Below are 26,579 nucleotides of genomic sequence, written 5' to 3' on the forward strand. Positions count from 1 at the left end.
GAAAAAACAGCGACGAAAATCGATTCGATTTTCGTCGCTGTTTTTCGATTTTCGTGTGACATTTCATAAAGTCACTTCAAAAGTGGAACCAACACCGGGATGACTTTCCACAGTAATCTTGCCGTTTAACAGATTAACATAGTCTTTGACGATTGCCAGACCTAAACCTGTACCCCCAGAATGTCGGCTACGTGCTTTATCAACGCGATAAAAACGTTCAAAAATCCGTTCTTGATCTTCTTGGTCGATGCCGATTCCAAAGTCTTGGACAGAAAACCACAAATGTTCATCTACACGATAACGAATAATGATTTGACCGCCTTCTTTTGAGTATTGAATGGCATTTTCAATCAAATTTTTGATGATTGGATATAAAATTTCTGACTGAACAGTGAATGAACCATTATTTCCCAAAAGTTTAACACTTAATTTTTTCTGTTTGATAAATGGTTGGTAGCTTTGAATAATTTGTTCAAAATAAGATTCCAGATAAATCGTTTGTGATTCATATAAGTTTTCACCATCTTTAGATAATTGGATGATTTCGCGAATCAATTGATCTAAACGATGTGCATCTTTTTGCATGATTTCTAAAAAAGTAGTCAATGTTTCTGGGTCATCTTTAGCACCATCAAGAAGTGTTTCTGTGAAGCCCATCAATGAAGTAACAGGGGTTTTTAATTCATGAGAAACATTTCCAACAAAATCTTTCTGGACTTTTTCGAGCCGCCGAACTTTCGTTAAATCATAAGCTACGCCTAGAATTTGTCCAGTTCCGTCTGCATTGCTAAAGTAACGTAAACTGATGTCTAGCGTTTGGTTGCCTTCACTTAATTTGATTTCTTGCTGAACTAATGGATTAGCAGTAGAAACCTGATGAATTAAATGGATTAGTTGAGGTTCTTGAATTACCTCAGCGTAAGGTTGCGAAGTCAGATAAGATGTAACCCCAAGATGCATCTGCATTTTAGGATTCAGTAAACGTAAATGTGACTCTGAATCAATCAAAAAGACACCAATCATCAATTCATTCAGCAATGTATATAACTGTTCTTCAGTCGTTGCATAAGCACGATACATATGACTCATTTGTTCACTTAATGCATTAATCGTCTGATAAAGCTCTTCCCATTGATCTGAGGTTTGCATAATGACTTCGGTTTCCTCAGGGTCATTGACCATTTTTTTCAACACAGGTAACACGGTATGCAAAGGTTCGTTTCGCTGATGAGCAAAGTAAGCGATCATTCCTGAAAGAATACCAAAGAAAAGTAGAAAGAATAAAAATACCCAACGACGAAAATTTTCTGTGCGTGGTAAAAAACCACTAGTTGGTTCGGCAATTCGGATAATAGCTTTTAGTTGACCGTTTTCTTTAATGGGTAAAGCGACATAGAGAAGTTGTTCATTTACAGTCTCACTTTGACGCAAGGAACTCCCCAATCGACCACCATCAAGAACAGCTTTGATTTCGGGACGTGTACTACGACTGCCTGTTAGGTCATCATCCCTGGTATCATACAAAATATTGCCAACAGTATCCAATAACGTGATTCGTTCAGAAGATTGATGAACGAATTCTGTCAAAATTTCCTTGTTTTCCACTGAATCAGGGTTCGACCAAGTAAGCTGTCGCGTCAATAATTGTGCTTTTTTTGTCAAGTATTCTTCTTGTTGTTCAATAATTTGTTGTTGAAAATAATTTGAGATAAGTTGCCAGCTACCAAGAAAAATTGTTAGAAAAAAGACCAAGAATAGGAGACGTCTTGAGAAAGTTTTCCAATTTTTCATAGTCGAGGCTCCTGAAATTTATAGCCAAATCCGCGAACCGTTACTAAATATTTGGGGTGTTTTGGATCACGTTCGATTTTTTCTCTCAGGTGACTGACATGAACATCGACGATTCGACTTTGACCAGCAAAATCAAAATTCCAGATACGCTCGAGTAAAGTGTCTCGATCAATGACGCGATCTTTTCGCTTCATAAAGTAAACTAACAATTCAAATTCTTTGGGGGTCAATTCAATCAGACGACCATCAACTGTGACTTGAAAATTTGTTAAGTTCGCAATGATTTGACCCGCTGTTAAATATTCTGGTTCTTCTTCTTCAACGGGGACATTTCGAGGTTCCATTCGTCGAAAAATAGCTTTCATTCGAGCTAATACTTCGCGTGGGCTAAATGGTTTAACTAAGTAATCATCGGCACCAATCTCTAAACCTAAAATACGATCAATCTGATCGTCCTTGGCAGTGAGCATCAAAATAGGTGTATCGTTTTTTTCTTGACGAAGTTTTTGCGTAATTTCCATGCCATCCATTGAAGGAAGCATGACATCTAAAATAATAAAATCAAAGGCTTGATCTAAAGCAAGTTCTAATCCCTCGCGTCCATCCGTTGCACTAGTAACTTGATAGCCTTCTTTTTCTAAATTAAAGGTTAATAAAGTGACGATGGAAGGTTCATCATCAACAACTAAGATTTTTTTCATAAGCGCTCCTTTAAAACATATTCATGCTTTACTATTTTAGCATAGAATCAAGGGTAGGGGCTATGTAACCAACTCAATAAATGGTATAATAACTAGGCACTTTGTTGGAAGGAAAGGAAGCGATTCAAATGATTGGTATCAGTGCTTGCTTAGGCGGTGTATCATGTCGTTATGACGGTCAGCCAAAAGCTGTTTTGCAACTTGTCGCAATGGTTGAAAACCATGAAGCCATCATGGTTTGTCCAGAAGTTTTGGGTGGCTTACCGATTCCCAGAGATCCAGCAGAAATTGTCGGCGGAGATGGATTTGATGTTTGGAATGAAAAGGCAAGAGTCGTGACTTCCAAAGGGGTCGATGTGACAAAGGAATATCAGGCAGGTGCAATTCTTGCTTGGCAAAAATTAAAAGAACAACAAATTGACCAACTCATTTTGAAGGCAAAAAGCCCTTCATGTGGTAGTAGTCAAATTTACGATGGTACATTTTCTGGTACATTGACAGAAGGTGTAGGCGTTGCAACTGCTTATTTTTTAAAACAGAAGATGAGCGTTCTATCTGATGAGGATTGGTTAGTACAACAGCAAGAAACCACAAAGATAAATGAGGTGAGTTGAATGGAAATTGAAAAAACAAATCGAATGAACGCACTTTTTGAATTTTACTCGACCTTATTAACTGAAAAACAAATGAATTATATGGAATTGTATTATGCGGATGATTTTTCACTTGGAGAAATTGCAGAAGAATATCAAGTCAGTCGACAAGCAGTTTATGATAACATTAAGAGAACTGGAAAAATTTTAGAAGACTACGAGAAAAAACTGCATCTTTTTTCAAACTACATCGTGCGTGAACAAACCTTAGAAAAACTGATGACTTATGTCACCGAGCACTATCCAAAGGACGATGCACTGATCGGTTTTATTCAACAAATTCAAGACATCGAAGAGTAACAAACTAGAAACTAATTAAAGGAATGAAGAAAATGGCATTTGAAAGCTTAACAGAACGTCTGCAACAGGCGATGGGGAAATTAAGAAAAAAAGGGAAAGTATCAGAGGCTGACGTCAAAGAAATGATGCGAGAAATCCGCTTAGCATTATTGGAAGCCGATGTCAATTTACAAGTAGTCAAGGACTTTACAAAACGTGTGCGAGAACGCGCAGTAGGAGTAGAAGTTCTTGAAAGCTTGTCACCTGCACAACAAATCGTCAAAATCGTTGATGAGGAACTAACGATCACCTTGGGTTCCGAAACAGCAGAATTGATCAAGTCACCAAAAATCCCAACTGTGATTATGATGGTCGGGTTACAAGGGGCTGGTAAAACAACATTTGCTGGGAAACTAGCAAACTTTTTGAAGAAAAATGAAAAAGCACGACCATTGATGATTGCAGGAGACGTGTACCGACCTGCAGCGATTGACCAATTGAAAGTCTTGGGCCAACAATTAGATGTGCCTGTCTTTGATATGGGAACAGATGTCAGTCCAGTGGAAATCGTTCGTCAAGGGATGGAAGTTGCTAGAGAAAAGAAAAATGACTATGTCTTGATCGATACGGCTGGTCGTTTACACATTGATGAACTATTGATGGATGAGTTGAAGCAAATCAAAGAAATTGCACAACCAAATGAAATTCTCTTGGTTGTTGATGCGATGACGGGACAAGATGCGGTCAATGTAGCGGACAGCTTCAATCAGCAATTAGGCATTACTGGGGTTGTCATTACAAAACTTGATGGAGATACTAGAGGTGGGGCAGCGTTATCTATTCGTTCAGTAACCGGTGCGCCAATCAAATTTATCGGGTCAGGTGAAAAATTAACAGATCTGGAAGTCTTCCATCCAGATCGTATGGCTAGTCGAATCTTGGGTATGGGTGACATGTTGACCCTGATTGAAAAAGCGCAACAAGATTATGACGAGAAAAAAGCGGAAGAACTTGCCCAAAAAATGCGGGAAAATTCTTTTGACTTCAATGATTTTATTGAACAACTGGATCAAGTAATGGGAATGGGTCCATTAGAAGATCTAATTAAAATGATTCCAGGAATGAATCAAGTACCCGGTATTGAAAATGTAAAAGTTGATCCAAAAGATGTGGAACGGAAAAAAGCAATGGTGTACTCGATGACACCTGCTGAACGAGAAAACCCTGATTTGTTGAACCCTAGCCGTCGTCGTCGGATTGCTGCTGGTTCAGGAAACAGTGTGGTAGAAGTAAACCGCATGATCAAACAATTCAAAGAATCTCGTAAGATGATGCAACAGATGTCGAAAGGTGACATGAATATTCCAGGAATGGACCAAATGTTTGGAACAGGCGTCAAAGGAAAACTTGGAAAAATGGCGATGAATCGCATGGTTAAGAAAAACAAGAAGAAAAAGAAAAAACGTAAATAAGCGATTGCTGAATGGAATGGATTTGAGCTATGACAAACGATTGATTGAGATGTTGTCATAGCTTTTTTGTTCACAAATAAACATGGAGGCAAGGAAAATGAAACGATGTCCTTGGGCAGAAAGCACAGCATCAATGCAACAATATCATGATACAATTTGGGGTGTTCCAGAATATGATGATCAAAGACTTTATCGCAAATTAATGCTAGACATCAATCAAGCAGGATTAAGTTGGCAAACGATTTTAAATAAAATAGAAGCCTTTGATCATGCGTATGACAATTTTTCTTTAGAAAAAGTGGCAGCATATGACGAAAATAAAATAGAATCTTTGCTTCAAGATAAAGGAATTATTCGTAATCGAAGAAAAGTTGAAGCTGCTATTCATAATGCAAAGGCTGTTCAAAAGATCCAACAAGAATTTGGAAGTTTTGCTACTTTTTTATGGGGGTTTTCTGATGATAAGGTAGTAAATCATATGTATCAAACACAAGAAGAAATTCCGACAACGAGTGAACTATCTGACAAAATCACGAAAGAATTGAAGAAACGCGGCTTTAAATTTATTGGGAGTACCACGATTTACGCTTTTTTAGAAGCAGTCGGCATCATTAACGATCATGTCACTGATTGTTTTAGACATCTAGAAGTAAAGCAATCAACCATTCAAGAAAACTAGTCAATTAATAGATAAAATCTAACGTGAAGGAGAGGAGCACATGCGAAAAATCGTCTTTTATGGTGCAATTAGTTTGGATGGCTATCTGGCAACAAAAGAAGATGGTTTACAGTGGTTATTTGATACGCCAACAGGTGAGAAAACAACTTATGAATCATTTTATCAAACAATTGATACAACAATCATGGGGCGAAAAACCTACGAAGAAGCTAAGAAATCTTTAGATGCAGAACTGTTATATCCAGAAAAGAAAAATTATGTATTTTCAAGAAATCAATCATTGGTTCTACCAGATGCAACAGTAATCAATGAGGATCCAGCTTCGTTTATAGAAAAAATTCGACAAGAATCAGGTTCAGATATTTGGATTGTTGGTGGCGGGGCGCTACTTAAACCTTTGCTAGAAAGTCAGTTGATTGATGAGTGGTGGATCCAAATCACGCCAGTTTTACTCGGTGAGGGAATTCGTTTGTTTGAACCTGGTGAGTATCAAGAAAGATTAGAGTATATTGATTCGCAGGAGTTTGGTCAATTTATTGAATTACATTATCGAAAAAAATAAAAAAGTTGTTTGCCAAATTTTTATTTGGCAAACAACTTTTTTTGTTGATCGCTTTGAGCCGCAATCTTATTCACGATGTTTTCCAAGCAACTTCTTAAGATAGCTTACATTCACTTCAAAATAAGTCAAGATTTCGCAAAAATTTGAAAATCAATTTCTGAAAATTTATTCTTATTTATTGGAGTTGTAAACTTCTTTCCCAACCTTTGTTTACTTCGTCAATTTTTCCAAGAAGTCAATATACGCATTCATAATTGTTTCAAAGAATTTCATTGTACCATCAATGATTTTTCCATCTTCACCAACTAAGTTAACGATATTACCAATATAAGCTTCTGGTTGTTGAAGTGTTGGTACATTTAAGAAGACTAGCGATTGACGGATAATATGGTTAGCACCAAAACCGCCGATTCCACCAGGAGAAGCTGTAACAACTAAACCAGGTTTTGAATCCCAAACGCTTTGACCGTAAGGACGAGAACCAACGTCTAGCGCGTTTTTCAAAGCTGCTGGGATTGAACGATTGTATTCAGGTGAAACGAAAATAACGCCATCTAGATCTTTTACTTCATTACGGAAACGAGTCCAAGCTTCAGGTGCATTTTCTGGTGTTTCAAGATCTTCATTGTAGAAAGGAAGATCATCAATTTTAACGAAGACACTTTCATAGCCATCAGGTAGTAAGCTTGCGAAAGCTTCAGCAACCTTTTTGTTATAAGAATCTTTTCTTAAACTACCAATAAAAAAGCCAATTTTTTTTGTCATAAATAGAACCTCCTAATAATTATCTTTCATAACTATCTTACAAAAAATAAGTAAAACGAGCAAATAAAAGCACTTACTAGTTAAAAGCCCAATAAAATTATCGTCAAAAATGCCTGTAATCACTGAAAAAAAGGAATTTATAAACCTGTAAAGAAAAAAAGCTTTACAGGGTAAAAAAAAACTGTTACACTACATCTTGTGAATAAATCAATGGAGGTGGAAATAAATAATGGCAGTTAAAATTCGTTTAAAACGTATGGGTTCTAAAAAGAGTCCTTTTTACCGTATTGTAGTAGCTGATTCACGTTCTCCTCGTGACGGACGTTTCATCGAAACTGTAGGTACTTACAATCCTTTGAAAGACCCTGCAGAAGTAGTTTTAAAAGAAGACTTAGTTCTTAACTGGTTATCAAAAGGTGCGCAACCTTCAGATACAGTTCGTAACATCCTTTCAAAAGAAGGCGTTATGCAAAAACACCACGAAGCTAAATTTTCAAAGAAATAAGGTGAGCGGATATGAAAGATTTAAGTGAGCTAGTCTTAACAATCGTTCGTCCGTTAGTCACTCATCCTGATCAAGTTCGGTTAGAGGTCGTTGAATCGAAAGATTTTTATGAATACAATCTAACTGTAGCACCAGAAGATATTGGTCGTATCATTGGAAAACAAGGACGAGTTGCGAAAGCAATCCGGACAATCGTTTACGGGGTACGAATCAACGCACCTAAAAAGGTTCGTTTAAATATCGTCGATGATAAGGAATAAATCAAAAACTGTTTCGAATTTTTTCGAAACAGTTTTTTTTTTTTTGCGTCATGCTTTTTTGTATAAAAGTAAAAAAGAATTCATTTTAAAAAACAAAACTAGAATTGCCCAAACGCCCATGCTAAAATGAAGCAGAGAAAAAAGAAATGAGGAAAAATTGTGACTGAATATCTAAATGTTGGAAAAATTGTCAATACTCAAGGGTTAAAAGGAGAAGTTCGCGTCATTTCAACGACTGATTTTCCTGAGGAGCGTTACCAAAAAGGAGCGCAACTCACTTTATTCCAAGATGGAAAAGCACCTGTTGAATTGACTATCAAAAGTCATCGTAAACATAAAAATTTTGATTTATTAAGTTTTGAAGGACATCCGTCAATCAATGATGTCGAAAAATATCGTGACGGCATTTTAAAGGTGTCAAAAGAAGAAATTTCAGAGTTAGAAGAAAATGAATTTTACTATCATGAAATCATCGGTTTAGTTGTCTTGGATGAAGCTGGCGAAAAACTTGGAAAAGTGAAAGAAATCCTTTCTCCAGGAGCAAATGATGTTTGGGTCGTTCAACGTGAAAAGAAAAAAGATTTGTTGCTTCCTTATATTGCATCAGTTGTAAAAGAAGTAGATGTAGCTAATGGCGTAGTCCATGTGGAAATTCCAGAAGGGTTGATTGATGATGAAGATTGATGTATTGACCCTATTTCCTAAAATGTTTGAAGGTCCTATGGGTGAATCAATTATTGGAAAGGCTGTTGCTAAAGGATTGCTAGATATCAGTGTATCTAATTTTCGTGAGTATTCTGATAACAAACACCAAACAGTAGACGACTATCCTTATGGTGGTGGAGCTGGTATGTTACTGAAAGTTCAACCAATCTATGACAATTTGAAAGCAATCGATGAAGCAGACCCAACTGTCAAGAAACGTGTGATCTTGTTAGATCCAGCTGGGAAACAGTTTAATCAAGCGATGGCAGAAGAATTTTCGCAAGAAGAACATTTAGTTTTTATTTGTGGTCATTATGAAGGTTATGATGAACGAATTCGAACATTGGTAACAGATGAAGTTTCGTTGGGTGACTATGTGTTGACTGGAGGAGAACTTGGAGCGATGGTTATGATTGATGCGACTGTTCGCTTACTTCCTGATGTATTAGGAAATCAAACCTCTGCCCAAACGGATTCATATTCTACCGGATTGCTTGAACATCCACAATACACAAGACCTGCTGAGTTCAAGGGAATGAAAGTCCCTGATGTATTAACAAATGGTAATCACAAGTTGATTGAGGAGTGGCAATTAAAGGAATCTCTACGTCGAACAGTTCAACGACGTCCTGATTTACTAGCTGACTTAGAACTGACACCACAAATGGAGAAGTTTTTAGCTGAAATCAAGCAAGAAGAAACAGAATAGAAAAAATGTGTTTGTCATGAAAATTTACTTTACACTCAATTGGTAGTATGTTACTATTTTGTGGTGAGTGCAAAGCACTTAACTATTACGATGTTCCGCTGTGAGTTTACTCATAAGAATGTTTGGAATAAGGAGAAGAAAACATGAATCCATTAATCGAAGAATTAACAAAAGAACAACTACGTTCTGACATCCCAGCTTTCCGCCCTGGTGACACTGTACGTGTTCACGCGAAAGTTGTCGAAGGTACACGTGAACGTATCCAGTTATTTGAAGGTGTTGTAATCAAACGCCGTGGTGCTGGAATCAGCGAAACTTACACAGTTCGTAAAATTTCTAACGGAGTGGGCGTTGAACGTACATTCCCAGTACACACACCACGTGTTGCTCAAATTGAAGTAGTTCGTTACGGTAAAGTACGTCGTGCAAAATTGTACTACTTACGTGCATTACACGGAAAAGCTGCTCGTATCAAAGAAATCAGAAGATAAGAAAGCAAAAATCTATCTATCAAATTTCGAATGTGAAAAGTCCTTGTATATCAAGGGCTTTTTCTATTTCTCTGAATTCCTTGAATTCGTAAAAGATGGTGCTTTGCCTGTAATTGTTCTAGATTGTCCCATTTGACGATACATGTAGTCAGAAGAGGACTAAATTAACAGTTTAGACTGACGACAAAAGTCATCCGAAAATACCAATACGAAGCTCCCAATTCAGCATGTTTTGAGGCTAGACTGCTCTTGGGATAATTTATTAGTTCATTTAGGGAAAAATAGAGTTGAGAGATACTGTTGGTCCAAAATGAATGATAATGAAATCAAAGAAATTGTTGCAAATTTTATTGAATCAGAGTCAATTCGTTCACAAAGAGAATATGAAAGAAAATCCTCCGGAAAAGATGAGGTCCCTTCTTTATATACTTTGAAAAAGAGATTCGATGATGTTAAGCCACTTTTCAGAAGAAAATCGAAAGGCAATATTTCAGATTTTGAACTTCTTTTCGAGTTAAGAAAAGAAATCATTCGATTGGGGTTAGAGAATAATCTATCGATGACTGAATTTAGAAGAAGAACAGAATCAAAAAATTTGCCTTCTGTAGATACGATTATGCGCAGAACAGGTAAAACCTGGGAAGAATTAATGGAGGAGATAGGTTTTGATTATCGAACTATAAAGGTAGCAAAATTGACTAGAAATTTTAAACGAGCAAATAAGAATGAATATGACAGAGAATCAGTTAATTAAAGCTGGTTCTCTTTTTTTGTTATTCGAATAATTTAAATCAATAATAAGTAGGAAGAGAAAAAGAAATTGAAACTAACAAAACTAAAAATAAAAAAAGAATGGGTCGGAAGAGTATTTATTCTAGGTACACAATTTAAAGAAGCTCCAAAAGAGGTGAATGGTGTTCTTGGTAGTTACGTGAAATTCTATGGGGATTATGAAAAGCATGGTGCTTTACCAATTGTGGTTGATACAAGTGTTGCGAATTTCCCAGAAGGTGAATTGAGCAGATATCTACAGTACCAGAATACTGAGACCATCGATTTTGAAGACTCTTAAAGGAAGCATATACAGCGCTTAAAGACGAAACACCGTTCATCGAAATAAAAAAGATAACCCCTTTACACCACGTATTTTCAATTCATCGAACATTTGCATCCAACGAATGATGGATTCAGGATTTAACCATAACACTAAAAAATATCCATGTTTCCTTTGAGATCATAAAAAAGAATGGTGTATACAGCATATTTTTTGGATTCAGAGTTTTCTCGTAAAGTAACATACATACAATCGACGAATAGAAAAGCATGGCACTTGGTCAATGGGGGTTTGCTATTTTTCCAACTTAGAAAGGATAGCGTAAGTAATATCTAAAATTATTTCATGAGAAATATCAATGCCATATATCTTCCCTTGTTGCGGCGATATCTCGTTGACTCATTCCTCCTGCTCAGTTTTTCATTTTCAATACCTCACAAAAAAAGTACAAATCCGTAATACTTACGAATTTGTACTTCTTTATGAAAACCAATATGCTTTAGTTAATGACACTGTTATTATACGTATGTTTTTTTACTATTAACCTATATCGATGTTAAAAAAGTTACTTTCCATCTTCTCCATCAATCATTTCGACTTTTGCTGAGCCATCACCATTTTCTGTAACTTTAACTTTCTGTCCATCAACTTCTTTGACACTTGTTTTTTCTTCACCATCTGTCTTAGTATTTGCTTCTCCACAACCACTTAGAAATCCAATACTTAATGTTAGGATGAGACTTAAAATCAGGATAGCAGAAACTTTTGTTTTTTTAATTGTCATATAGTTTTCTCCTTTCTATGAATTGTTCTCATTGTATTCTTGCTCAGTGGAGAAAACAATATAGATAAAGTGTTATTTATATGGATTTTACATGTAGTGTTTTGAAAATAAAAAAACACTTTAAATACATGATCATTCCATTTTTGTTCCATATTCTTTTGTTAATATTCTTTTATTACTTTAGAAATGAGGAGATATATACATGAAACGCATACGTACAAATAAAAAAAAGAAATTGATAATTGGAAGTGTTGTAGCATTAGTTATTTTGGTGACAGCTACAGGATATACCATGTTTTCTACCCAACCCCACACACAAGATATTGGTGATAATTCAACATCGACAGTTTCAGTCAAAGAACTAATTACATCCAACAAAGAAAACGTTAGTTATTTAACTGGTAAAGTGGTACCAAATGAAATTAGTAAAATTAATGCTGATAGTACAAAAGGGATAATTAGTGAAGTATTTGTGAAAGTTGGTGACCAAGTAAAAAAAGGTCAAAAACTTTTTTCTTATAATAATCCTGATGGGAAGATTGAATTAGATGATGCAGAAATAGAGGTATCAAAAAGCCAAAATAAAATCAATTCTTTGAACGAGTCTATTACCTCTAAAACAGAGGAATTAACACAAAAACAATCTGAATTGGCAGAGATAGACAACAAAATCAATAATGTCAATGAAACAGAAAAAGAACAATTAAGACAAGAAAAAAAAGCATTGGAAGAAACCATAAGTACTATTCAATCAGATATTCAAACCTCAAATAGTGAATTTAATGATGCAAATTTAGATTTAGATAAAGCTACAAAAAATCAGCAAGTTTTACAAGAAAAAAATGGGCAACAAGACGTTGTTTCAGATGTAGATGGAATTGTTCAAAAGATAGATGAGACACAAATTCAAACTTCGAATAGCAGTAATGGATCTGCTGAAAGTTTTATGGATATTATGGACACTTCAGCTTTAAAAGTACAAGGGAATGTTGATGAATTTTCAAAGGATAATCTTTCGGTGGGACAACAAGTAGAAATTATTGATCGCAAAAATCAAGAAAAACACTGGAAGGGGAAAATTAACAAAATTGATTCTGTAGCTTTAGATGATAAGGAAGATAGTACAATTTCTAAGTACCCCTTTGAAGTAATAATTGAAGAGAAAAGTGATTTACCAACAATTGGAAGTCATGTATATGTAGAGCCCCAAGTGAACCAATCATCTGGAATGATGATTCCATCCTCTTTTGTAATAAAGAACAAGGAAAAATCGTTTGTATGGAAAGTGAAAGATGGAAAAGCAGTGAAACAAGAAGTTGTAATTGGTAAATTTGATAAAGAGCAAGGAAAAGTAGAAGTAAAATCAGGGATTACTGAAAAAGATAAAATATTTATTCCTAATCCAAGAATAAAAGAAGGAATGCAGGTAGATGGCATATGATCACATTAAAAAATATATATAAATCATATTGGCAAGGCGAAAATGAAGTTTCTATATTAAAAAATATCAATCTAACTATCAATAAAGGAGAATATGTATCGATAATGGGTCCTTCGGGATCTGGGAAGTCAACATTAATGAATATCATTGGCTGCTTAGATTGTCCTACGGAAGGTAAATATTACTTGAACGATAAAAATGTAGCAAGTTTAAGTGAAAATCAATTGGCTGATTTAAGAAATCAGTCAATTGGATTTGTTTTTCAAAGTTTTAATTTAATGCCTCGTTTATCTGTACAAAAAAATGTGGAATTACCTTTAATATATTTTAAAGTTCCAAAGCAAGAGAGACAAATAAAAGCTATTCAAGCAATAAAAAAGGTAGGCTTAGCACAGCGTGTATCTTTTAAGCCAACTGCCTTGTCTGGTGGACAGAAACAGCGTGTTGCTATAGCAAGAGCTTTGGTGACTGATGCTGATTTTATTTTAGCTGATGAACCAACAGGTGCATTGGATACTAAAACAAGTCAAGAAGTTATGGAATTGTTTGATGAACTATATCAACAAGGGAAAACCATTATTATTATTACACATGAACAAGAAATTGCTGATTACACAAAACGAAAAATTGTTATTAGGGATGGGCAAGTTACTTCAGATACTGGGATGGAGGTACATTAAGTTGATAGAAAATATTGTTCTTTCTTTAGAGTCAATATGGGCGCATAAATTACGTTCTATTTTAACAATGATTGGAATCATAATAGGAATTGGATCAATTGTGGCTATTTTTAGTATAGTAGAAGGAAATACGGAGAATACCAAAAAAAGCATGTTAGGTGGAGATAATAATAGTATTTCTTTAACATTTGACACAAAAGATAATTTAAATGGTGGTTATGGAGGTAAAGGGAAAAAGCCTGACTATTTAGAACCTTTTTCTCTAGAAGACCGACAAAATATGCAAAAAATGGCGAATGTTAAAGATGCCACATTTACTTACGATGCTGACACGGATTTTCTCTATGGTGATATAAAATCAGAGGGCAAAGTAATTGGTATAACTGACAATTATTTTTCTTATGATAACTATCATTTAATAAATGGACGGTTGTTAAATTCAAATGATTATAGTAATAAGCAGCAAACAGTTGTTTTAGAAGAAAGTTTATATAATACGTTATTTAAGAATAAGAATGGAATAGGAAAATTTATTGAAATAAAAGGTTTACCTTACAAAGTAGTTGGAGTAGTAAAACAAAAGGAAAGTCAATCGACAGGAATGATTTCTATAGGTGGACAAACGTCAAAAGCGTTTACAAGTTACTTGAATTGGTCAAAATATATGGGAATATTAAATCCTACACCTACAGTTATGATTAAAACTGAAGAAGCAGATAATTTGCAGGAAACAGCACAGAAAGTAGCTGATAAATTAAATAAGCAAATTCCGAAGTCAGACTATATATTTGGCATTTATAACTCTAATGATATAGAACAAAGAGTAGATGCATATGCTAAATCGCAATTTCAGTTGTTAGGAGGTATAGCAAGTATTTCACTATTAGTTGGTGGGATAGGAGTTATGAACATAATGCTAGTTTCGGTGACAGAGCGTACCCGTGAAATTGGTATCAAGAAAGCTTTAGGTGCAAGAAGAAAAACTATTTTACAACAGTTTTTATTGGAATCAACTGTTCTAACAATCGTTGGCGGGTTATTGGGAATAATATTTGGGTTGATTGGTGGTAAAATAGCTACAAGTATTTTAAATTATCCTTATTATATTTCAGTGATAGCTATTTTAGGAAGTTTAATGTTCTCTATTGTGATTGGCTTGATATTTGGTTTGTTGCCAGCTATGAAAGCATCTAAACTAGATCCAATTGAAGCTTTACGCTATGAATAACAAATTAAGGAATAACATAAGAAGATTCACTGATCTTCTTATGTTATTATTTATCTAAGCTATATGGAGGTAAAAACAATTGAAAAAAATTTTATTGATAGAAGATGATGAACAAATTTTATCTGTGGCTAGTTCATTTTTGAAAGAAGCAAATTATCAAGTAATTGAAGCAGCAGATGGCATACAAGGTTACGAAAAATGGAAAAAATATACAATCGATTTGGTAATTACTGATATTATGATGCCTCGAATGGACGGTTATGCATTGGCTGAACTGATACGCATGGAAAATAAACAAGTACCTATTTTCATGATTACTGCTTTAAGTGAAGAAGCAGATGAATTGAAGGGGTTAGAATTAGGTATAGATGATTACATACAAAAACCATTCTCGTATAAAATTTTATTAAAAAGAATTGAAAATATTTTTAAAAGAAAAACACAAATATCAGTTGAACAAGTTTTAAGGGCGGGTGATATTCAGGTTTTTCCGAATGACTATATAGTACTTAAAAATGATGAAGAAGTATTCTTAACAAGAAAGGAATTTGACATTTTAGTAGTTCTACTTAAGAGAATAAACAAACCTGTTTCTAGAGAAACGATTATTGAACATGTATGGGAATATGATGATGCAGTCGACACAACTATGTTGAATTCTCATATAAAAAATTTACGTCGTAAGTTACAAACAGATAAAATTCAAACGATAAGAGGTGTTGGTTATAAAATTACTAACTAATTTAAGACAAAAAATAAGTTATAAGGCGTTTGTTTCTGTTTTCAGTTTATTGATGATCTTTACCCTAATCATTTATACAATGCTTATACTGTTTTTTCCAAAATTTTATTACAATTATCAAATGAAAAATATTGGAAAACAAGTGGATGAAATTGTTTCTATATCATCAAAAAATCAAACAACTTTGTTGAAGGATGCCATTGACAAATTTGCAAAAAATACGGACTCTACGCCCATTGTCTTAGATGAAAATAATAACTTAGTTTATATTCCTCGATTATTTAAAGATTTTAAAGTGGAAGGTCAAAAAATTAAAATCCCAGTTCTTGTCGAAAGTACTGCTGGAAATAATAATCAATCGACTAAAAAGATCCATTTTAAAAATAGAAATTTAATTTTTACTTATTCTATTAATGTACGAAATATCACGGACATGACACAAGTTCTTATACAGTTTTCTCCTTATTTCTTTGTGTTTTTGTTATTTTTAAGTACGTTTGTTTCTTATTTATTTTCAAAAAAAATGGTTGCCCCTTTAAAAGAAATGAATCACGTAGCAAAAAAAATGGTAATTTTAGATTTTCAGGCTAAAATTAAAGTGAAAACAGAAGATGAACTCGGACAGCTATCAATGAGCCTAAACCAATTAAGTGTTTCTTTAGAGAATGCTTTGTCAGAGCTCAAAGTTAAAAATCAATTATTAGTTTCAGACCTTGAAAGAGAACGTGAATTAGATAATCTTAGAAAAAACTTTATGATGGCTATTTCCCATGAATTAAAATCTCCTCTTGCTTCTGCAATGGGAATAGTGGAAGCAATGGAATATAATATCTCACCGTATGATGACAGAGAAAAATATTTACAGAAAACCTATAAAATACTGAACAACATGGCGATATTAATCCAAGAAATGTTGGAAATTGCAAGGTTAGAACAGACTTCGCAAGTTATGGAATTAACTGAGATTGATTTAAACAGGCAGCTGAGAGTAATTGTCGAAGAACTGCAGACAAATCCAGAATTTCAAGAAAAAGAAATTATTTGGTCATTAGAAACTCCATTAATAGTACGAACCAAGGAACAGATGTTACAAAAAGTCCTACAAAACATTGTAAACAATGCTTTTTTATATTCTCAGAAAAAAGGACAAATAAAAATTATTACCAAACAATTAGATAGTGCTTGGTACTGTGGCATTTACAATACGACTTCTACAACTCGTTTAAAAAATGAATTGCCTAAATTATTTGAGCCATTTTATCGTTTAGAAAAATCTGGAAACAAAAGTACAGGAGGGAGCGGTTTAGGGTTATTTTTAGTAAAGCAATTTTTGAGTAGTTTAAATATGAAGTATGAATTTAAAATTGTTAATGATGGAGTACTGTTTGAAATTTGGGGAAATGATTAATTATCTTTATGTTAGAAAGCGTCGAAATAATGTAATGAAAAAATTTGGTTCCATTGACAAAAAAGGCTAAAAATGGTGACGAGGCTGCAATGGAAGAACTTCATGAATCTTTCAAATCTTTACTAATAAAAAATTCAATTGATTCATCAAAAAGAATGAATCAAGACTGTTATCAAGAACTATCATTGCAATTTATTCTTGCAGTTAATGCATTTGATTTAGCCTTTATCTATTTACTCAATGAAGGTGAAAATAATGCCTTTAGTTCCTTAAAAATTGAATACGCATTTTTAAATTACTAGCTCCGTTATGCTAGCCTCTGTGTGATTGCGCATTAAATTATTGAGGGAATACTAATCAGCATAGAACTTGGCTTAGGTATCCAGGTGGCAATGACTATGACAGATTATAATGATACTACCGCAAGGCTCCCGTTGATTGAGGAGAGATGAGAAATTTATAAGCTTTATCTAAAGCGATTTAAAAGTGACAGATTATTGATTATTATCGAGCGGTAAAAAGGTCGCTCTATGATTTTAGAGCAACTTTTACTAATGAAAAAAATGGAGTGAAGAGCAATCGGTTTGGACTATAAAAAAACACGATTGATGAGCTTAGAACATCGTTGAATTATTCTATTATTCATGAAGAGTTACCTCTATCGACACTATTTCATGTTCTGTTTTATACGGAATGTCGGGTAAGTGGGGTATTGGCTTTGCAAGTCGAAGATATCGATTTTGAAAACAACGAGATTCTTTTTACAAGCAAACATCTGTAAGAGGGGAGCAAATGGATTTTAAAATCGAAACGACAAAATCGTTTAGTTCAGTAAGAAGAGTAGTAACAGATTTAGTGATGGGGAAGCTTCAACAACTTATTACAGTTCTGATGGTATGAGATCACCATTTGTCTTTCAATCAAAAGAAAACGACCTTTTTGTTTATTTAGCTCTATTCAAAAGAGGTATTCTTTATCGTAGAGACTACGTAAACAATCACATTAAACGTTGTGTTGAGCGCTGTAGAATATCTAAATCTTTTTATACATATCTTATCCAGCATACGATGGCTAGTCTAGTTGCTGAGCATTGTAGTTGGGGAGTTTTGAAGGGAGAGCATGCGGATAAGACAAGTCGGAGAGTTTATCGTCATCTTACGTCGGATGAAAAATTGAAATTTATAACAGTTATCAAAATCGTTGTGCCATTGCTCATCTAGACGTAAAAACGTAAAAAAATCATAGATAGCAAGGGAATGATAGGTCAGCTTTTGATTTTTGATGGATGAAAGAGCAGGGACTTAACGTCGTTTTACATACGTGCAATCAGTCTAAATGTGAAGGAATCTTGAGTAAGATATATATTTCTAATATCTACTTGATGCTCGAATCAAGTTTCTCACACGAGAGATACCTACAACTAGTTAAAGATAACTAAAAAGATAGATTTAAATAACTCTTAAGGCTATGTTATACTCTATTGGTAAATATAGAAAGGAGTATAAAATGAACAAACATAGTATAAAAATAACAAAAAATAAAGAATTGTTTTTGGTGTTATTAGGAATTTGGGGCGTGTTTTTACTTTTTAATATGTATATGCCGACTATCAGAGCAGATGATATGGTTTATGCGAGTAGACTAGATAAACTTGGTTATTTAGGTGCTTCAATAGAACATTATAAAACATGGAGTTCAAGAATTATTGTGGAGTTATTTTTAATGTTTTTTTCTAAACATTTTGCGTTATGGAAATTATTAAATTCTATGGTTATGGTAGGAACTGTAGTGTTGCTCTGCAAGTATGTTTTTGAGAAAATAAATGTTAAAAATTTGTTATTGGTTTTTTCTATATACTGTTTAGTGCCGATGACAGTGATGGGGGAAACTGGTTGGCGAGCAACCACCTTAAACTATCAGTGGCCAGTTGCGTTTAGTTTACTAGCTTTTTATCCGTTTTTCCAAGTTTTAAGAGGAGAAGAAATAACTAGAAAAATATATTGGTTAAGTATTCCTTTATTAATATTTTCAACTAATCAAGAACAAGTGAATGCCTGCTTTTTTGTTCTAACTAGTATAGTTAGTCTATATTTAATTGTTAATGGTCGATATAGTTATAAGCTATCAGTCTTTTCAATAATAAGCTTAGCAGAATTAATTTTCTCTTTAACAACTCCAGGGAATGCATTACGTGCTGTGCATGAAATTAATAGGTGGTTTCCTGAGTATAAAAATTTCAATTTTCTTAATAAGCTAGATTTAGGTATTTCATCATTTGGAAAGCCATTTTTTTTAGACATGAATATTTTGTTTTTATTGTTATTTTCCCTAGTTTTTATTCTAGTATATAGAAAACATCAAAACTACTATGTACGTATATTGACTGCATTGCCGTTGTTCTTAAATTTGATTATTTATTTTGGCAATACAATGGGACAAAGTTTTACTTACGTTAGTGGAAATAAACGAGCGATGATTTGGAGTAGTAGTAATTTGAATAATCTCTTTACAGGGTTAGGAACAAAACTGTCACTTTTTTATCCTGGTACTTGGATCGCTACTTTAGTAGTTTTAGGGTTATTGATTTGTTTGATTGTTGGTATTTATTTAAGTTTTGACAATAAAAAAACTGCTATTTTATTAGTTATTTTGATGATAATGGGATTTTGTTCAAGAGTAATTATGGGATTTTCTCCTACAGTCTGGGCTTCGGGAATGCGGACATACTATATACTTTACATTGTTATTGTTCTCTTAGTACTAATGGGAGTTAAAGAGTTAATGAAAAGTATGAGTCTACAAAAAAATGAATTATTACGATTTGGATTGACTATGCTAGGTATTTGTACCTTGATATTAACAGTGATGAGCAAATAGCATACAAAAAAAGTCTCAACGATTGAGACTTTTTTTGTATCAATGACTTTTAGATTTTGCTTCTTTTATCTCTCTTATGATATAAAAAGGAGTGATGATTCCTTTCGGGAACATAGAAATAAAAATGTGTAACAGTCGCAGAATTTCTTAGGGTTTGTTAAACAAATGCGCATCTTTTAACAACTAGCTGCAGCACCAGTCAATGCTCCACCAAGCGCACCATAAGTCCCTCCAAGTACAGTACCCGCGGGTCCAATAGCTGAGCCAGCTAGTCCAAGTGTTCCCATACCTGTAAACATTCCTCCAAATGTGCCAGCTGCACATTTTCCGAAGTTACTTAATCCGCCTCCGGTAATATTTTGGATTTCCTTTGTTGATAATACACGTTTATTGTCCATATGTCCTCCCACTATTATTTTTTTTGTTTCGTAAAAAAGTAAATAATCCAAGTAACAGTAATATAAATATATTCAAAAATCATGATTGGAGATCGCAAAGCTTCCTTAACTGACAGTCCCGAAAAAAGAAACAAAATTAGTGTTCCGATACAAAGAATCACGTCACTAATCAAGAAGTAGCAGATTTTTTTTGATTGATTATCCATTAGCAAAAAGTCGCCGCTGCAGCTAATCCTGCACCAGCACCACCAAGTACGCCCCCTGCTGCAGCTCCCCAAGGTCCGCCTACGCCGAATCCTTTTATGCCACCGCCTACACCTCCGGTAATTAATCCACCTGCAACTCCAGCAATACATTTTTGTGTTTTATTCGCGCCTCCACCAATTGTTTGTTGCATTTCTGTTAGGGTTAACATTTTCTTATATCGCATGAGTAAACACGCTCCTTAAAGAGATTTTTGTTACAGTTGAACCATAACATGACAAATAAATTACTTGTAAAAGTTGTCCTCAAAGAGATAATTTTTGGTCTTAAATCATGATAGCAATAAAAATGTGATGGTTTTTATGTAATTAAGGAATAAAACTTAAAAAAGTTTAGCTCGATTTTTTTGTGATAATACTGTTTGTATGGAAAATTTTAGGTAAAATAATACGGACGACGAAAAAAATGTAAATTGTTAGGAACTATATTAAAAGTTTTCTTCCTATTATCCATCCATTTTAGAGTATAAAAGGATGGATATGATTAGTTTTCAGTATGACATTCTCCTAAAAACTTCTTTTAGTCCAAAAATCAGATACAGCTTAGTCAATCTAAAGAAAATCCATTTGCACTTATTGATGGGCTTTCTTAAAAGGATAGACTGTTGTTAAATTAAATGAATAAAATACATTCAACTAAAGTGTTACTATTTGGTAGGCAAGATTTAGTTGGAAATGGTAAAGATATCCATCCTTGTCATTTCTAACTAAATCTTTTTTTATTGTTCCAAAATAGTATGAGGAGGAGTTTAAATGTTTTTCAAGAAAAATAAGAAAGAAAAGTTATATTCACCCTATTTTGGTAAACTTATTGATTTGCCAGAGATAAAAGATGAAGTATGCTCAAAAAGAATGATGGGAGATGGCTACGCTGTACTTCCAGAAACAAATGATGATTACCCTGTTCAGGTGATAACGATTTTTCCAACGAAACGTGCGATTGGCATCCGAACAAACGATGGTGTAGAGGTCTTAATAAATATTAGAATCGACACAGTTGATTTGGATGGACTGCCTTTTAAACTGTATGGCAAATCGTTGATCGTCGAACAAAACTTTTAACGGTCGATTTAGCTTTTTAGAACAAGAAGGTAAAAATTCATCTGTTATTATTTTATCAACAAATAGCGATAAGCTTAAAAAAAATCGTTTAATGAATGTGGAACAAGTAGCTGCAGGAAGCGAACTTGGTAATGCAGAGTTAGCCACTTACATAAAGTGAAAAAGAAATAGGTGTGAAATGAAATTTATAAAGATGTTAAATAATAGTTCAGCAATCGTCTTTGATAAATTGATTTACAAGACTTCTTCAACTGAGGTTGTGAACAAAGTACGAGCAAAAAGAGCAGGACAATTTAGATGTCCTGCTCTTTTTTGTGTAAAAAATCAGATATAAGTTCATTCTCACTGAGTGAAAAAAAGCTTTCTTACTTAATGTTAGCTGTTTAACTGTTGATTTGAAACTGTTTTGTCGACGAAACTCTCACGTTTTTTTGAAAAACGAAAAAAATCTGATAAAAATTTTCAGAAAAAATGAATATACTAAGTTATGGAATAAAACGATGTTCTGTGTACTTAAGTTGTTCATGCACAAAATCAATATAGTAAAACAAGCAGAAGGGAGGAGAAAAAGTGAAAAAGTTTACGAAAATGTTGGTTTTACAAGTCGCAGTTTCATTACTTGTTGCACCGTCAATGTTGGCTTCGCCAAAAATCGTTCAGGCTGTGACCACGGGAATTACGCAAGAAAACCAGAATCAAGTTGGCGAAGTTTCGCTCAAAAAAGTAGAGCAAGTTGAATCTGGAAATCTTGTTTGGACGGTATTGATTGAAAAAGCAGCATCTGAAGCAAATCGTCAAATGACTTTCACTATTACTGAACCTACTGATGTCCTTAGTGTTTACCAACTAGATAAAGAACAAGAATTGATACCAGATAAAAATGGTGTTTATCAAATTGGTGAAAAGAATCAGCAAGCTCAAACAATAGAACTTGAGATCCAAACGAAACAAATTCCCCAGCAATTCGATTACACGCTGAAAATTTCCCCAGTGATAAGTGAAGAGGAAAAACAAGTTTTCTTGAACCAAAAAAAATCGTATGACTTTTCTTATACTGCAACAGAAGAAACAAGCAGTGAGGAAATGAACACAACAGAAGAAAATACAACAGCTACTGAGAGCTCGATAGACGAATCAGAAGAAACTATGAATGAAACGACTGAAGCAACAACTTCAATTGAATCAGCAACGAGTTCATCATCTAAGGAAACAACTGAAAGGACAAAAGAAACTTCCAGTTCAGAAACAAAACGTACTGCTGCGCCAGCTATTGCAGCAAGAAGTGGGTTAACGCGTGCATCATTAGGGACAGGAAATCCGATTGTACCTAAAGGAGCGATTAAATTAGATGGGATTTTTTCTACAATTGCAAAAAGTAGACCCAATGGTACTAATATTTCTGCTGGAGAAGTGATTCTATCCGGTTCACCGGACCAGAATAACGGAATGCCGTATGATGAAATTTCTCTTTCAGGAAGTAATCGAGCTGTCGGTGTTTGGTCGAATGACAAATATCGCTTAGATTTTAATCAGGATTTTCACGGAAGAACGTATGTGAATTTTGGGACAGAACAAGCAGATGGATTTGCTTTTGTGATGCAAAACGATCCTGCAAAAAGCCAAGCGTTAACTACTGCCAATTCGAAGAGTGACGGACAAAACTTAGGTGTTTATGGTGGAACGAATTCATGGGGAAAAGAAGAGAGTAAAAGACCAAATGTTTTTGCTATTAAAAATTCTGTTGCAGTTGAGTTTGACCTTTATGGAAATACGGATGCAAACGAAAGTGACGGCACCAATTATGATGGTCAATCGGCTGATACAAAAATCATCCCCCATATGGCGTATGCCTATCCTGGTGATTTAGCGAACGGTTATATCTCTATGGGAGGAAGTTCTTGGTGGAACAGTGGTTTCTTAGGACTTGGTGCTCATGGCTATACGGCAATAATCAATCACCGAGGGCTTACGGCTTTGGGGAGTATTCAAAATGGGACGTGGTATGAATTTCGTTATGACTTTAACAAAGCAACACAAAAATTTTCCTACTACTTAGAAAATCCTTTAACTGGAGTCAAAACCAATGAAACAACCATTCCTTATGCTGATCTTGAAGCACAATTGAAATTAAGTGCCAATGAAGGAAAAGCTTATTGGGGATTCACCGCAGCAAACGGAGCAGCAAGTGGTCAAACAAAATTTGTTTTCACCCAAGTGCCAGTAGATCTAGGCGCAGCTGTTAACGATGATGTAACGACTAACGATACTTCCATTGTTGACAAAAATGACTCAGCAGAGTACAACGATTCATTGCCATCTGTTGAATATGGCGAAGAAGTAACTATGAAGTCTAACTTTGCAATAGATGCGCAAGCAGAGGACGTTTACGATGTAACCAAATGGGAATCTTACTTAGATCCAAATTTGTACGATCTTTCAAAAGGCATCAAAAACATCAAAGTTAATCATAAAGAAGTTGCTGGGGTCACAGGTTCAGTAAGTGAGGAAGGAATCGTGACCGTGAACTTTAATCCAAGTAGTAACGTTGGTATTGGTCAAGACAGTACTTTTGAATATACGGCAACTCTGAAATCAAAGGGGTCAATAACAAAAACTTATTTCAATAGTCAGATTTCAGCTAGAGAAAATACGGTTGGTGATATACGAAGTTTTCAAGGAGAAGAGGTACCCTACTGGATCGTTCCAAAACCCGAACACCCAACAGTTTTGTCTTGGGAAACACCTGATGTAGTTACTGAAAAGACGGATACAAAAGATCGTTCAGAAGTAGCTGATGGGTATGACTTAACGTTCTATTGGAAAGATGAAGATGATGGGGATATTTTAAAATTCAAGATCAATCGAAAGAATCCTAATGCAACTAATGAGTTCGCTCAAATCGTCGCAACAGGTTCAACAGAGTTCAATAGCTATAATTGGCATATTCCTTCAGATAAAATTGTCCCGGGAATGAATGAGTATACAATTACCATGACACGTGGTGATGAGGTACAAACATTGAAATTGACGTTGAATGTCACTGGGAAACTTTCATTTGAAACTGCGCCAGACATATTAAGTTGGACTGGAAGAAAAGCGAGTGAATCAAAAGGAACTTTGATTAGAGATAGTGATAATCCAATGACATTGAGTGTTTTTGATAGTCGTGAAGATACTTCAACTTGGTCATTATATGTACAGGCTGAGTTGACAGAGGCTACACCATTTGATTTTGTCTTTAAAAATGATGGCTCAAGTACTGCACAATCGATAATGTCAGACCCTGTGCTTGTGATGCGTAAAGGGGACGTGACACCAACGGACTTTATGACGACTAAAACATGGAACGAATCAGAAGGTGTCTTGCTTCAAAGTGATAATTACATGCGTGTCGGTGATTATAGTGGTAAAGCTGTTGTGAAGTGGAATCTTTATGACACGGAAGTACCGGAGTAGGGGGGCAAAGGAATGAAAAAAAGAATCATTCAGAGCTTGATGATCGTATTTGGACTTTTGTTATTTAGCAGTCTGGATACTTTTGCTAGTGAGCAACCTAACTTTGATATAGATGAACAGCAAGTCACTTTTCGGATCGTCAACGGAAAGAATAATCAACCTGGGGAAATAGGTGGGAATAATAGTCATTCATTACTACCTAAAACCAATGAAACGAGGGCATTCATGCTTTCGTTTGTTGGAACATTATTCATCGGAATCGCGTTCTTGGTTTTCTGGTTGAGAAGGAGGGACGCCGAAGATGAAGAAACGAATTGAGTTTATTTTCGTCGGATTACTACTTTGTCTTTTGCTCCCAGTTCCAGCTTCTGCGCAAGAAGTTTCAGGAGAAGAAGATCAGACACCAATGAATGTCACCATTGTAGAAAGTCCAATCAAGTTAGAAAAAGTGACAGCACCAACTTTTGGCACTTATCAAAAATCAGCTCATGAACAAGAAATTCAAGCAACTGGTGACCTGTTGATTGCTGTTAGGGATCAACGGGAAAATAAAAAAAGCCCTTGGCAATTGACCTATCAGCTTTCAACATTTGCGAATGGTCAGGAATATCAAGTGAAAGTATTACTTGGTCAAGGGAGATTGAGTACCGATCAATCAGGAGAAGTCGTTCAGGCAACACCACAAAAAATTGCAGCCGATCCAAATGAGACTGCAACGATCTTGGAAGCTTACTCTTCTCAATCAACTAAGTACTATTATCAAATTGAGAAGCAAAAGATCCATTTAGAACTGCCGGCGAATTTACCTATAGGGGAGTTTGTTGGTCAACAAATAGTTACTTTATTAAACACACCGGAAATAGATTAGTTTTTATAACTAATTTTTTATAATAACCAAATTTAAAGGAGAATATTAAAATGAAAAGCACAAAAATCGTAAGTATGACATTAAGCGCAATGGTATTAACAACTATAGGAGCAACAAGTGTTCACGCACAAGAAGTAGTCGATCAAAAAGGAGAAACACCAACAGAAGTTGTTATCACTGATAACGACGATCCAACAGATCCTCTTGACCCAACAGACCCAAATCAAAAAATGTTGACTTTAGAAAAAGTACCAGCTGCTTATAACTTTGAATCAAAACTACAAAATGCAACATATAATTTGACTGCTGATTTAACAGATGAAACAATCGAAGTCTTCAATGACCGTATCGATCGTGAATGGTCTGTTAAAGCCAATGTTGCTAATAACAAATTGACTCGCTCTTCAGATTCAAAAGAATTCACAGTTGATTCATTCCAAATCGATGGTACAGAGCTTGCTGCAACAGGTGCTGAAGGGATCGTAGCGAAAGCGGAAGCTACTAAAACAGCTGCCAACAACACTGGTTTGATCGAAACAACTGTGAATAAGGTCTCAATCGGTTTTACTGATACAGATCGTGCATTAGTTGCAGGTGATACATTAGCTGGAAGCATCCAATACCAACTATACAACACAGCAGACGCAAAATAATCAAGAAACACAAGTAATCAATGTACGAATGCCAAGAAGCTGCGCATCTGCGCGGCTTCTTTATTCAATGTTTAAAATAAGGAGAAATCAAGA

At 34.7% G+C, this 26,579-nt stretch carries 30 protein-coding genes and 2 pseudogenes; 25 read left to right on the forward strand and 7 right to left on the reverse strand.

Annotation, left to right across the window (positions count from 1 at the left end):
* Positions 1-63 precede the first annotated feature (63 nt).
* Positions 64-1,791 (reverse strand): sensor histidine kinase, encoded by a 1,728-nt coding sequence (locus tag AC4BD1_RS03550; RefSeq protein ID WP_490485824.1) that lies wholly within the window; start codon positions 1,789-1,791, stop codon positions 64-66.
* Positions 1,788-2,492 (reverse strand): response regulator transcription factor, encoded by a 705-nt coding sequence (locus AC4BD1_RS03555; protein WP_206909856.1) that lies wholly within the window; start codon positions 2,490-2,492, stop codon positions 1,788-1,790. Before AC4BD1_RS03555 ends, AC4BD1_RS03550 begins: the two co-directional genes overlap by 4 nt.
* Before the next feature lie 128 nt (positions 2,493-2,620).
* On the opposite strand from AC4BD1_RS03555, the gene AC4BD1_RS03560 reads away from it, so the two are divergent.
* The 5 genes from AC4BD1_RS03560 (at position 2,621) to AC4BD1_RS03580 (ending at position 6,137) form a co-directional block, all read left to right on the forward strand.
* The gene (locus AC4BD1_RS03560) at positions 2,621-3,106 is read left to right on the forward strand and encodes a 2-thiouracil desulfurase family protein (protein ID WP_490485825.1); all 486 of its coding nucleotides are present in this window, start codon (positions 2,621-2,623) and stop codon (positions 3,104-3,106) included.
* A complete protein-coding gene (locus AC4BD1_RS03565; RefSeq protein ID WP_206909852.1) occupies positions 3,107-3,445 on the forward strand; it encodes a putative DNA-binding protein in 339 nt (112 codons plus the stop codon).
* Positions 3,446-3,477: 32 nt separating this feature from the next.
* Complete coding sequence (gene ffh / locus AC4BD1_RS03570) at positions 3,478-4,896, forward strand: signal recognition particle protein (protein WP_206909850.1); 1,419 nt, start codon at positions 3,478-3,480, stop codon at positions 4,894-4,896.
* 97 nt (positions 4,897-4,993) lie between these two features.
* Positions 4,994-5,575: a DNA-3-methyladenine glycosylase I gene (locus AC4BD1_RS03575; protein ID WP_490466996.1), complete on the forward strand. Its 582-nt coding sequence runs from the start codon at positions 4,994-4,996 to the stop codon at positions 5,573-5,575.
* Between the two features lie 40 nt (positions 5,576-5,615).
* A complete protein-coding gene (locus tag AC4BD1_RS03580) occupies positions 5,616-6,137 on the forward strand; it encodes a dihydrofolate reductase family protein (RefSeq protein WP_206909845.1) in 522 nt (173 codons plus the stop codon).
* A gap of 210 nt (positions 6,138-6,347) precedes the next feature.
* On the opposite strand, the gene AC4BD1_RS03585 is transcribed toward AC4BD1_RS03580, so the two are convergent.
* On the reverse strand, positions 6,348-6,902 hold the full coding sequence (locus tag AC4BD1_RS03585) for an NADPH-dependent FMN reductase (RefSeq protein WP_206898525.1): 555 nt from the start codon (positions 6,900-6,902) through the stop codon (positions 6,348-6,350).
* A gap of 229 nt (positions 6,903-7,131) precedes the next feature.
* Between AC4BD1_RS03585 and rpsP the strand changes: the two genes are divergently transcribed.
* The 7 genes from rpsP (at position 7,132) to AC4BD1_RS03620 (ending at position 10,644) form a co-directional block, all read left to right on the forward strand.
* Positions 7,132-7,407, forward strand: a complete 276-nt coding sequence (gene rpsP, locus AC4BD1_RS03590; protein ID WP_005875628.1) for a 30S ribosomal protein S16 — start codon at positions 7,132-7,134, stop codon at positions 7,405-7,407.
* A gap of 11 nt (positions 7,408-7,418) precedes the next feature.
* The gene (locus AC4BD1_RS03595; RefSeq protein WP_067483991.1) at positions 7,419-7,667 is read left to right on the forward strand and encodes a KH domain-containing protein; all 249 of its coding nucleotides are present in this window, start codon (positions 7,419-7,421) and stop codon (positions 7,665-7,667) included.
* 159 nt (positions 7,668-7,826) lie between these two features.
* Positions 7,827-8,351 (forward strand): ribosome maturation factor RimM, encoded by a 525-nt coding sequence (rimM, locus tag AC4BD1_RS03600; protein ID WP_206909843.1) that lies wholly within the window; start codon positions 7,827-7,829, stop codon positions 8,349-8,351.
* Positions 8,341-9,081 carry a tRNA (guanosine(37)-N1)-methyltransferase TrmD gene (trmD, locus tag AC4BD1_RS03605; protein WP_206909860.1) on the forward strand — a complete coding sequence of 247 codons (741 nt, stop codon included), beginning with the start codon at positions 8,341-8,343 and terminating at the stop codon, positions 9,079-9,081. Before rimM ends, trmD begins: the two co-directional genes overlap by 11 nt.
* A 143-nt stretch (positions 9,082-9,224) precedes the next feature.
* On the forward strand, positions 9,225-9,572 hold the full coding sequence (gene rplS, locus AC4BD1_RS03610; protein WP_206909841.1) for a 50S ribosomal protein L19: 348 nt from the start codon (positions 9,225-9,227) through the stop codon (positions 9,570-9,572).
* 310 nt (positions 9,573-9,882) lie between these two features.
* Positions 9,883-10,326 carry a hypothetical protein gene (locus AC4BD1_RS03615; RefSeq protein ID WP_490485826.1) on the forward strand — a complete coding sequence of 148 codons (444 nt, stop codon included), beginning with the start codon at positions 9,883-9,885 and terminating at the stop codon, positions 10,324-10,326.
* 66 nt (positions 10,327-10,392) lie between these two features.
* Positions 10,393-10,644, forward strand: a complete 252-nt coding sequence (locus tag AC4BD1_RS03620) for a hypothetical protein (RefSeq protein ID WP_490485827.1) — start codon at positions 10,393-10,395, stop codon at positions 10,642-10,644.
* Here the strand turns inward: AC4BD1_RS03620 and AC4BD1_RS03625 are convergent.
* Together AC4BD1_RS03625 and AC4BD1_RS03630 are read right to left on the reverse strand one after the other, a co-directional pair.
* Positions 10,595-11,038 (reverse strand): annotated as a pseudogene (locus AC4BD1_RS03625) (transposase); the annotation flags it as partial. The gene AC4BD1_RS03620 and the pseudogene AC4BD1_RS03625 sit on opposite strands and share 50 nt — an antisense overlap.
* 153 nt (positions 11,039-11,191) lie before the next feature.
* Positions 11,192-11,410 (reverse strand): hypothetical protein, encoded by a 219-nt coding sequence (locus AC4BD1_RS03630; RefSeq protein WP_490485828.1) that lies wholly within the window; start codon positions 11,408-11,410, stop codon positions 11,192-11,194.
* Positions 11,411-11,612: 202 nt separating this feature from the next.
* On the opposite strand from AC4BD1_RS03630, the gene AC4BD1_RS03635 reads away from it, so the two are divergent.
* The 8 genes and pseudogenes from AC4BD1_RS03635 to AC4BD1_RS03670 all read left to right on the forward strand — a co-directional run bounded on the left by AC4BD1_RS03635 (position 11,613) and on the right by AC4BD1_RS03670 (position 19,786).
* Positions 11,613-12,851, forward strand: coding sequence for an efflux RND transporter periplasmic adaptor subunit (locus AC4BD1_RS03635; protein ID WP_490485829.1), 1,239 nt, complete (start codon positions 11,613-11,615; stop codon positions 12,849-12,851).
* Positions 12,848-13,531 carry an ABC transporter ATP-binding protein gene (locus AC4BD1_RS03640; protein ID WP_490485830.1) on the forward strand — a complete coding sequence of 228 codons (684 nt, stop codon included), beginning with the start codon at positions 12,848-12,850 and terminating at the stop codon, positions 13,529-13,531. Before AC4BD1_RS03635 ends, AC4BD1_RS03640 begins: the two co-directional genes overlap by 4 nt.
* 4 nt (positions 13,532-13,535) lie before the next feature.
* Positions 13,536-14,759 carry an ABC transporter permease gene (locus tag AC4BD1_RS03645; RefSeq protein WP_490486014.1) on the forward strand — a complete coding sequence of 408 codons (1,224 nt, stop codon included), beginning with the start codon at positions 13,536-13,538 and terminating at the stop codon, positions 14,757-14,759.
* Positions 14,760-14,838: 79 nt separating this feature from the next.
* Positions 14,839-15,501, forward strand: a complete 663-nt coding sequence (locus tag AC4BD1_RS03650) for a response regulator transcription factor (protein ID WP_490485831.1) — start codon at positions 14,839-14,841, stop codon at positions 15,499-15,501.
* 121 nt (positions 15,502-15,622) lie between these two features.
* Positions 15,623-16,909, forward strand: coding sequence for a sensor histidine kinase (locus AC4BD1_RS03655; protein ID WP_490485832.1), 1,287 nt, complete (start codon positions 15,623-15,625; stop codon positions 16,907-16,909).
* A gap of 53 nt (positions 16,910-16,962) precedes the next feature.
* On the forward strand, positions 16,963-17,211 hold the full coding sequence (locus tag AC4BD1_RS03660; RefSeq protein ID WP_490485833.1) for a helix-turn-helix domain-containing protein: 249 nt from the start codon (positions 16,963-16,965) through the stop codon (positions 17,209-17,211).
* A gap of 299 nt (positions 17,212-17,510) precedes the next feature.
* Positions 17,511-18,129: pseudogene (locus AC4BD1_RS03665) on the forward strand (site-specific integrase); the annotation flags it as partial.
* 286 nt (positions 18,130-18,415) lie between these two features.
* Positions 18,416-19,786, forward strand: a complete 1,371-nt coding sequence (locus AC4BD1_RS03670; protein ID WP_490466998.1) for a DUF6056 family protein — start codon at positions 18,416-18,418, stop codon at positions 19,784-19,786.
* Between the two features lie 176 nt (positions 19,787-19,962).
* Here the strand turns inward: AC4BD1_RS03670 and AC4BD1_RS03675 are convergent, their stop codons facing one another.
* Together AC4BD1_RS03675 and AC4BD1_RS03680 are read right to left on the reverse strand one after the other, a co-directional pair.
* On the reverse strand, positions 19,963-20,184 hold the full coding sequence (locus tag AC4BD1_RS03675; protein WP_206909837.1) for a hypothetical protein: 222 nt from the start codon (positions 20,182-20,184) through the stop codon (positions 19,963-19,965).
* Positions 20,185-20,389: 205 nt separating this feature from the next.
* Positions 20,390-20,614, reverse strand: a complete 225-nt coding sequence (locus AC4BD1_RS03680) for a hypothetical protein (RefSeq protein WP_206909836.1) — start codon at positions 20,612-20,614, stop codon at positions 20,390-20,392.
* Between the two features lie 586 nt (positions 20,615-21,200).
* On the opposite strand from AC4BD1_RS03680, the gene AC4BD1_RS03685 reads away from it, so the two are divergent.
* The 5 genes from AC4BD1_RS03685 to AC4BD1_RS03705 all read left to right on the forward strand — a co-directional run bounded on the left by AC4BD1_RS03685 (position 21,201) and on the right by AC4BD1_RS03705 (position 26,486).
* On the forward strand, positions 21,201-21,509 hold the full coding sequence (locus AC4BD1_RS03685; protein WP_490485834.1) for a PTS sugar transporter subunit IIA: 309 nt from the start codon (positions 21,201-21,203) through the stop codon (positions 21,507-21,509).
* Positions 21,510-22,079: 570 nt separating this feature from the next.
* Complete coding sequence (locus tag AC4BD1_RS03690; RefSeq protein WP_490485835.1) at positions 22,080-24,965, forward strand: L-type lectin family protein; 2,886 nt, start codon at positions 22,080-22,082, stop codon at positions 24,963-24,965.
* 12 nt (positions 24,966-24,977) lie between these two features.
* Positions 24,978-25,283: an LPXTG cell wall anchor domain-containing protein gene (locus AC4BD1_RS03695; protein ID WP_490467001.1), complete on the forward strand. Its 306-nt coding sequence runs from the start codon at positions 24,978-24,980 to the stop codon at positions 25,281-25,283.
* The gene (locus AC4BD1_RS03700; protein ID WP_490467002.1) at positions 25,267-25,833 is read left to right on the forward strand and encodes a hypothetical protein; all 567 of its coding nucleotides are present in this window, start codon (positions 25,267-25,269) and stop codon (positions 25,831-25,833) included. The genes AC4BD1_RS03695 and AC4BD1_RS03700 overlap by 17 nt, the downstream gene beginning before the upstream one ends.
* A 50-nt stretch (positions 25,834-25,883) precedes the next feature.
* The gene (locus tag AC4BD1_RS03705; protein ID WP_242589949.1) at positions 25,884-26,486 is read left to right on the forward strand and encodes a hypothetical protein; all 603 of its coding nucleotides are present in this window, start codon (positions 25,884-25,886) and stop codon (positions 26,484-26,486) included.
* Positions 26,487-26,579 lie beyond the last annotated feature (93 nt).

Source organism: Enterococcus sp. DJ147D b (genome assembly GCF_058216655.1).

What these genes read in the sequence shown, in the direction of transcription:
- AC4BD1_RS03635 (WP_490485829.1), top strand. Translation starts at nt 11,613, where the DNA reads ATGAAACGCATACGTACAAATAAAAAAAAGAAATTGATAATTGGAAGT.
- AC4BD1_RS03680 (WP_206909836.1), bottom strand. Translation starts at nt 20,614, where the DNA reads ATGCGATATAAGAAAATGTTAACCCTAACAGAAATGCAACAAACAATT.
- AC4BD1_RS03615 (WP_490485826.1), top strand. Translation starts at nt 9,883, where the DNA reads ATGAATGATAATGAAATCAAAGAAATTGTTGCAAATTTTATTGAATCA.
- AC4BD1_RS03700 (WP_490467002.1), top strand. Translation starts at nt 25,267, where the DNA reads ATGAAGAAACGAATTGAGTTTATTTTCGTCGGATTACTACTTTGTCTT.
- AC4BD1_RS03555 (WP_206909856.1), bottom strand. Translation starts at nt 2,492, where the DNA reads ATGAAAAAAATCTTAGTTGTTGATGATGAACCTTCCATCGTCACTTTA.
- rplS (WP_206909841.1), top strand. Translation starts at nt 9,225, where the DNA reads ATGAATCCATTAATCGAAGAATTAACAAAAGAACAACTACGTTCTGAC.
- trmD (WP_206909860.1), top strand. Translation starts at nt 8,341, where the DNA reads ATGAAGATTGATGTATTGACCCTATTTCCTAAAATGTTTGAAGGTCCT.
- AC4BD1_RS03705 (WP_242589949.1), top strand. Translation starts at nt 25,884, where the DNA reads ATGAAAAGCACAAAAATCGTAAGTATGACATTAAGCGCAATGGTATTA.
- AC4BD1_RS03640 (WP_490485830.1), top strand. Translation starts at nt 12,848, where the DNA reads ATGATCACATTAAAAAATATATATAAATCATATTGGCAAGGCGAAAAT.
- AC4BD1_RS03685 (WP_490485834.1), top strand. Translation starts at nt 21,201, where the DNA reads ATGTTTTTCAAGAAAAATAAGAAAGAAAAGTTATATTCACCCTATTTT.
- rpsP (WP_005875628.1), top strand. Translation starts at nt 7,132, where the DNA reads ATGGCAGTTAAAATTCGTTTAAAACGTATGGGTTCTAAAAAGAGTCCT.
- AC4BD1_RS03630 (WP_490485828.1), bottom strand. Translation starts at nt 11,410, where the DNA reads ATGACAATTAAAAAAACAAAAGTTTCTGCTATCCTGATTTTAAGTCTC.
- AC4BD1_RS03575 (WP_490466996.1), top strand. Translation starts at nt 4,994, where the DNA reads ATGAAACGATGTCCTTGGGCAGAAAGCACAGCATCAATGCAACAATAT.
- AC4BD1_RS03695 (WP_490467001.1), top strand. Translation starts at nt 24,978, where the DNA reads ATGAAAAAAAGAATCATTCAGAGCTTGATGATCGTATTTGGACTTTTG.
- AC4BD1_RS03580 (WP_206909845.1), top strand. Translation starts at nt 5,616, where the DNA reads ATGCGAAAAATCGTCTTTTATGGTGCAATTAGTTTGGATGGCTATCTG.
- AC4BD1_RS03550 (WP_490485824.1), bottom strand. Translation starts at nt 1,791, where the DNA reads ATGAAAAATTGGAAAACTTTCTCAAGACGTCTCCTATTCTTGGTCTTT.
- AC4BD1_RS03655 (WP_490485832.1), top strand. Translation starts at nt 15,623, where the DNA reads ATGAAAAATATTGGAAAACAAGTGGATGAAATTGTTTCTATATCATCA.
- AC4BD1_RS03595 (WP_067483991.1), top strand. Translation starts at nt 7,419, where the DNA reads ATGAAAGATTTAAGTGAGCTAGTCTTAACAATCGTTCGTCCGTTAGTC.
- AC4BD1_RS03675 (WP_206909837.1), bottom strand. Translation starts at nt 20,184, where the DNA reads ATGGACAATAAACGTGTATTATCAACAAAGGAAATCCAAAATATTACC.
- AC4BD1_RS03565 (WP_206909852.1), top strand. Translation starts at nt 3,107, where the DNA reads ATGGAAATTGAAAAAACAAATCGAATGAACGCACTTTTTGAATTTTAC.
- AC4BD1_RS03670 (WP_490466998.1), top strand. Translation starts at nt 18,416, where the DNA reads ATGAACAAACATAGTATAAAAATAACAAAAAATAAAGAATTGTTTTTG.
- AC4BD1_RS03560 (WP_490485825.1), top strand. Translation starts at nt 2,621, where the DNA reads ATGATTGGTATCAGTGCTTGCTTAGGCGGTGTATCATGTCGTTATGAC.
- AC4BD1_RS03585 (WP_206898525.1), bottom strand. Translation starts at nt 6,902, where the DNA reads ATGACAAAAAAAATTGGCTTTTTTATTGGTAGTTTAAGAAAAGATTCT.
- ffh (WP_206909850.1), top strand. Translation starts at nt 3,478, where the DNA reads ATGGCATTTGAAAGCTTAACAGAACGTCTGCAACAGGCGATGGGGAAA.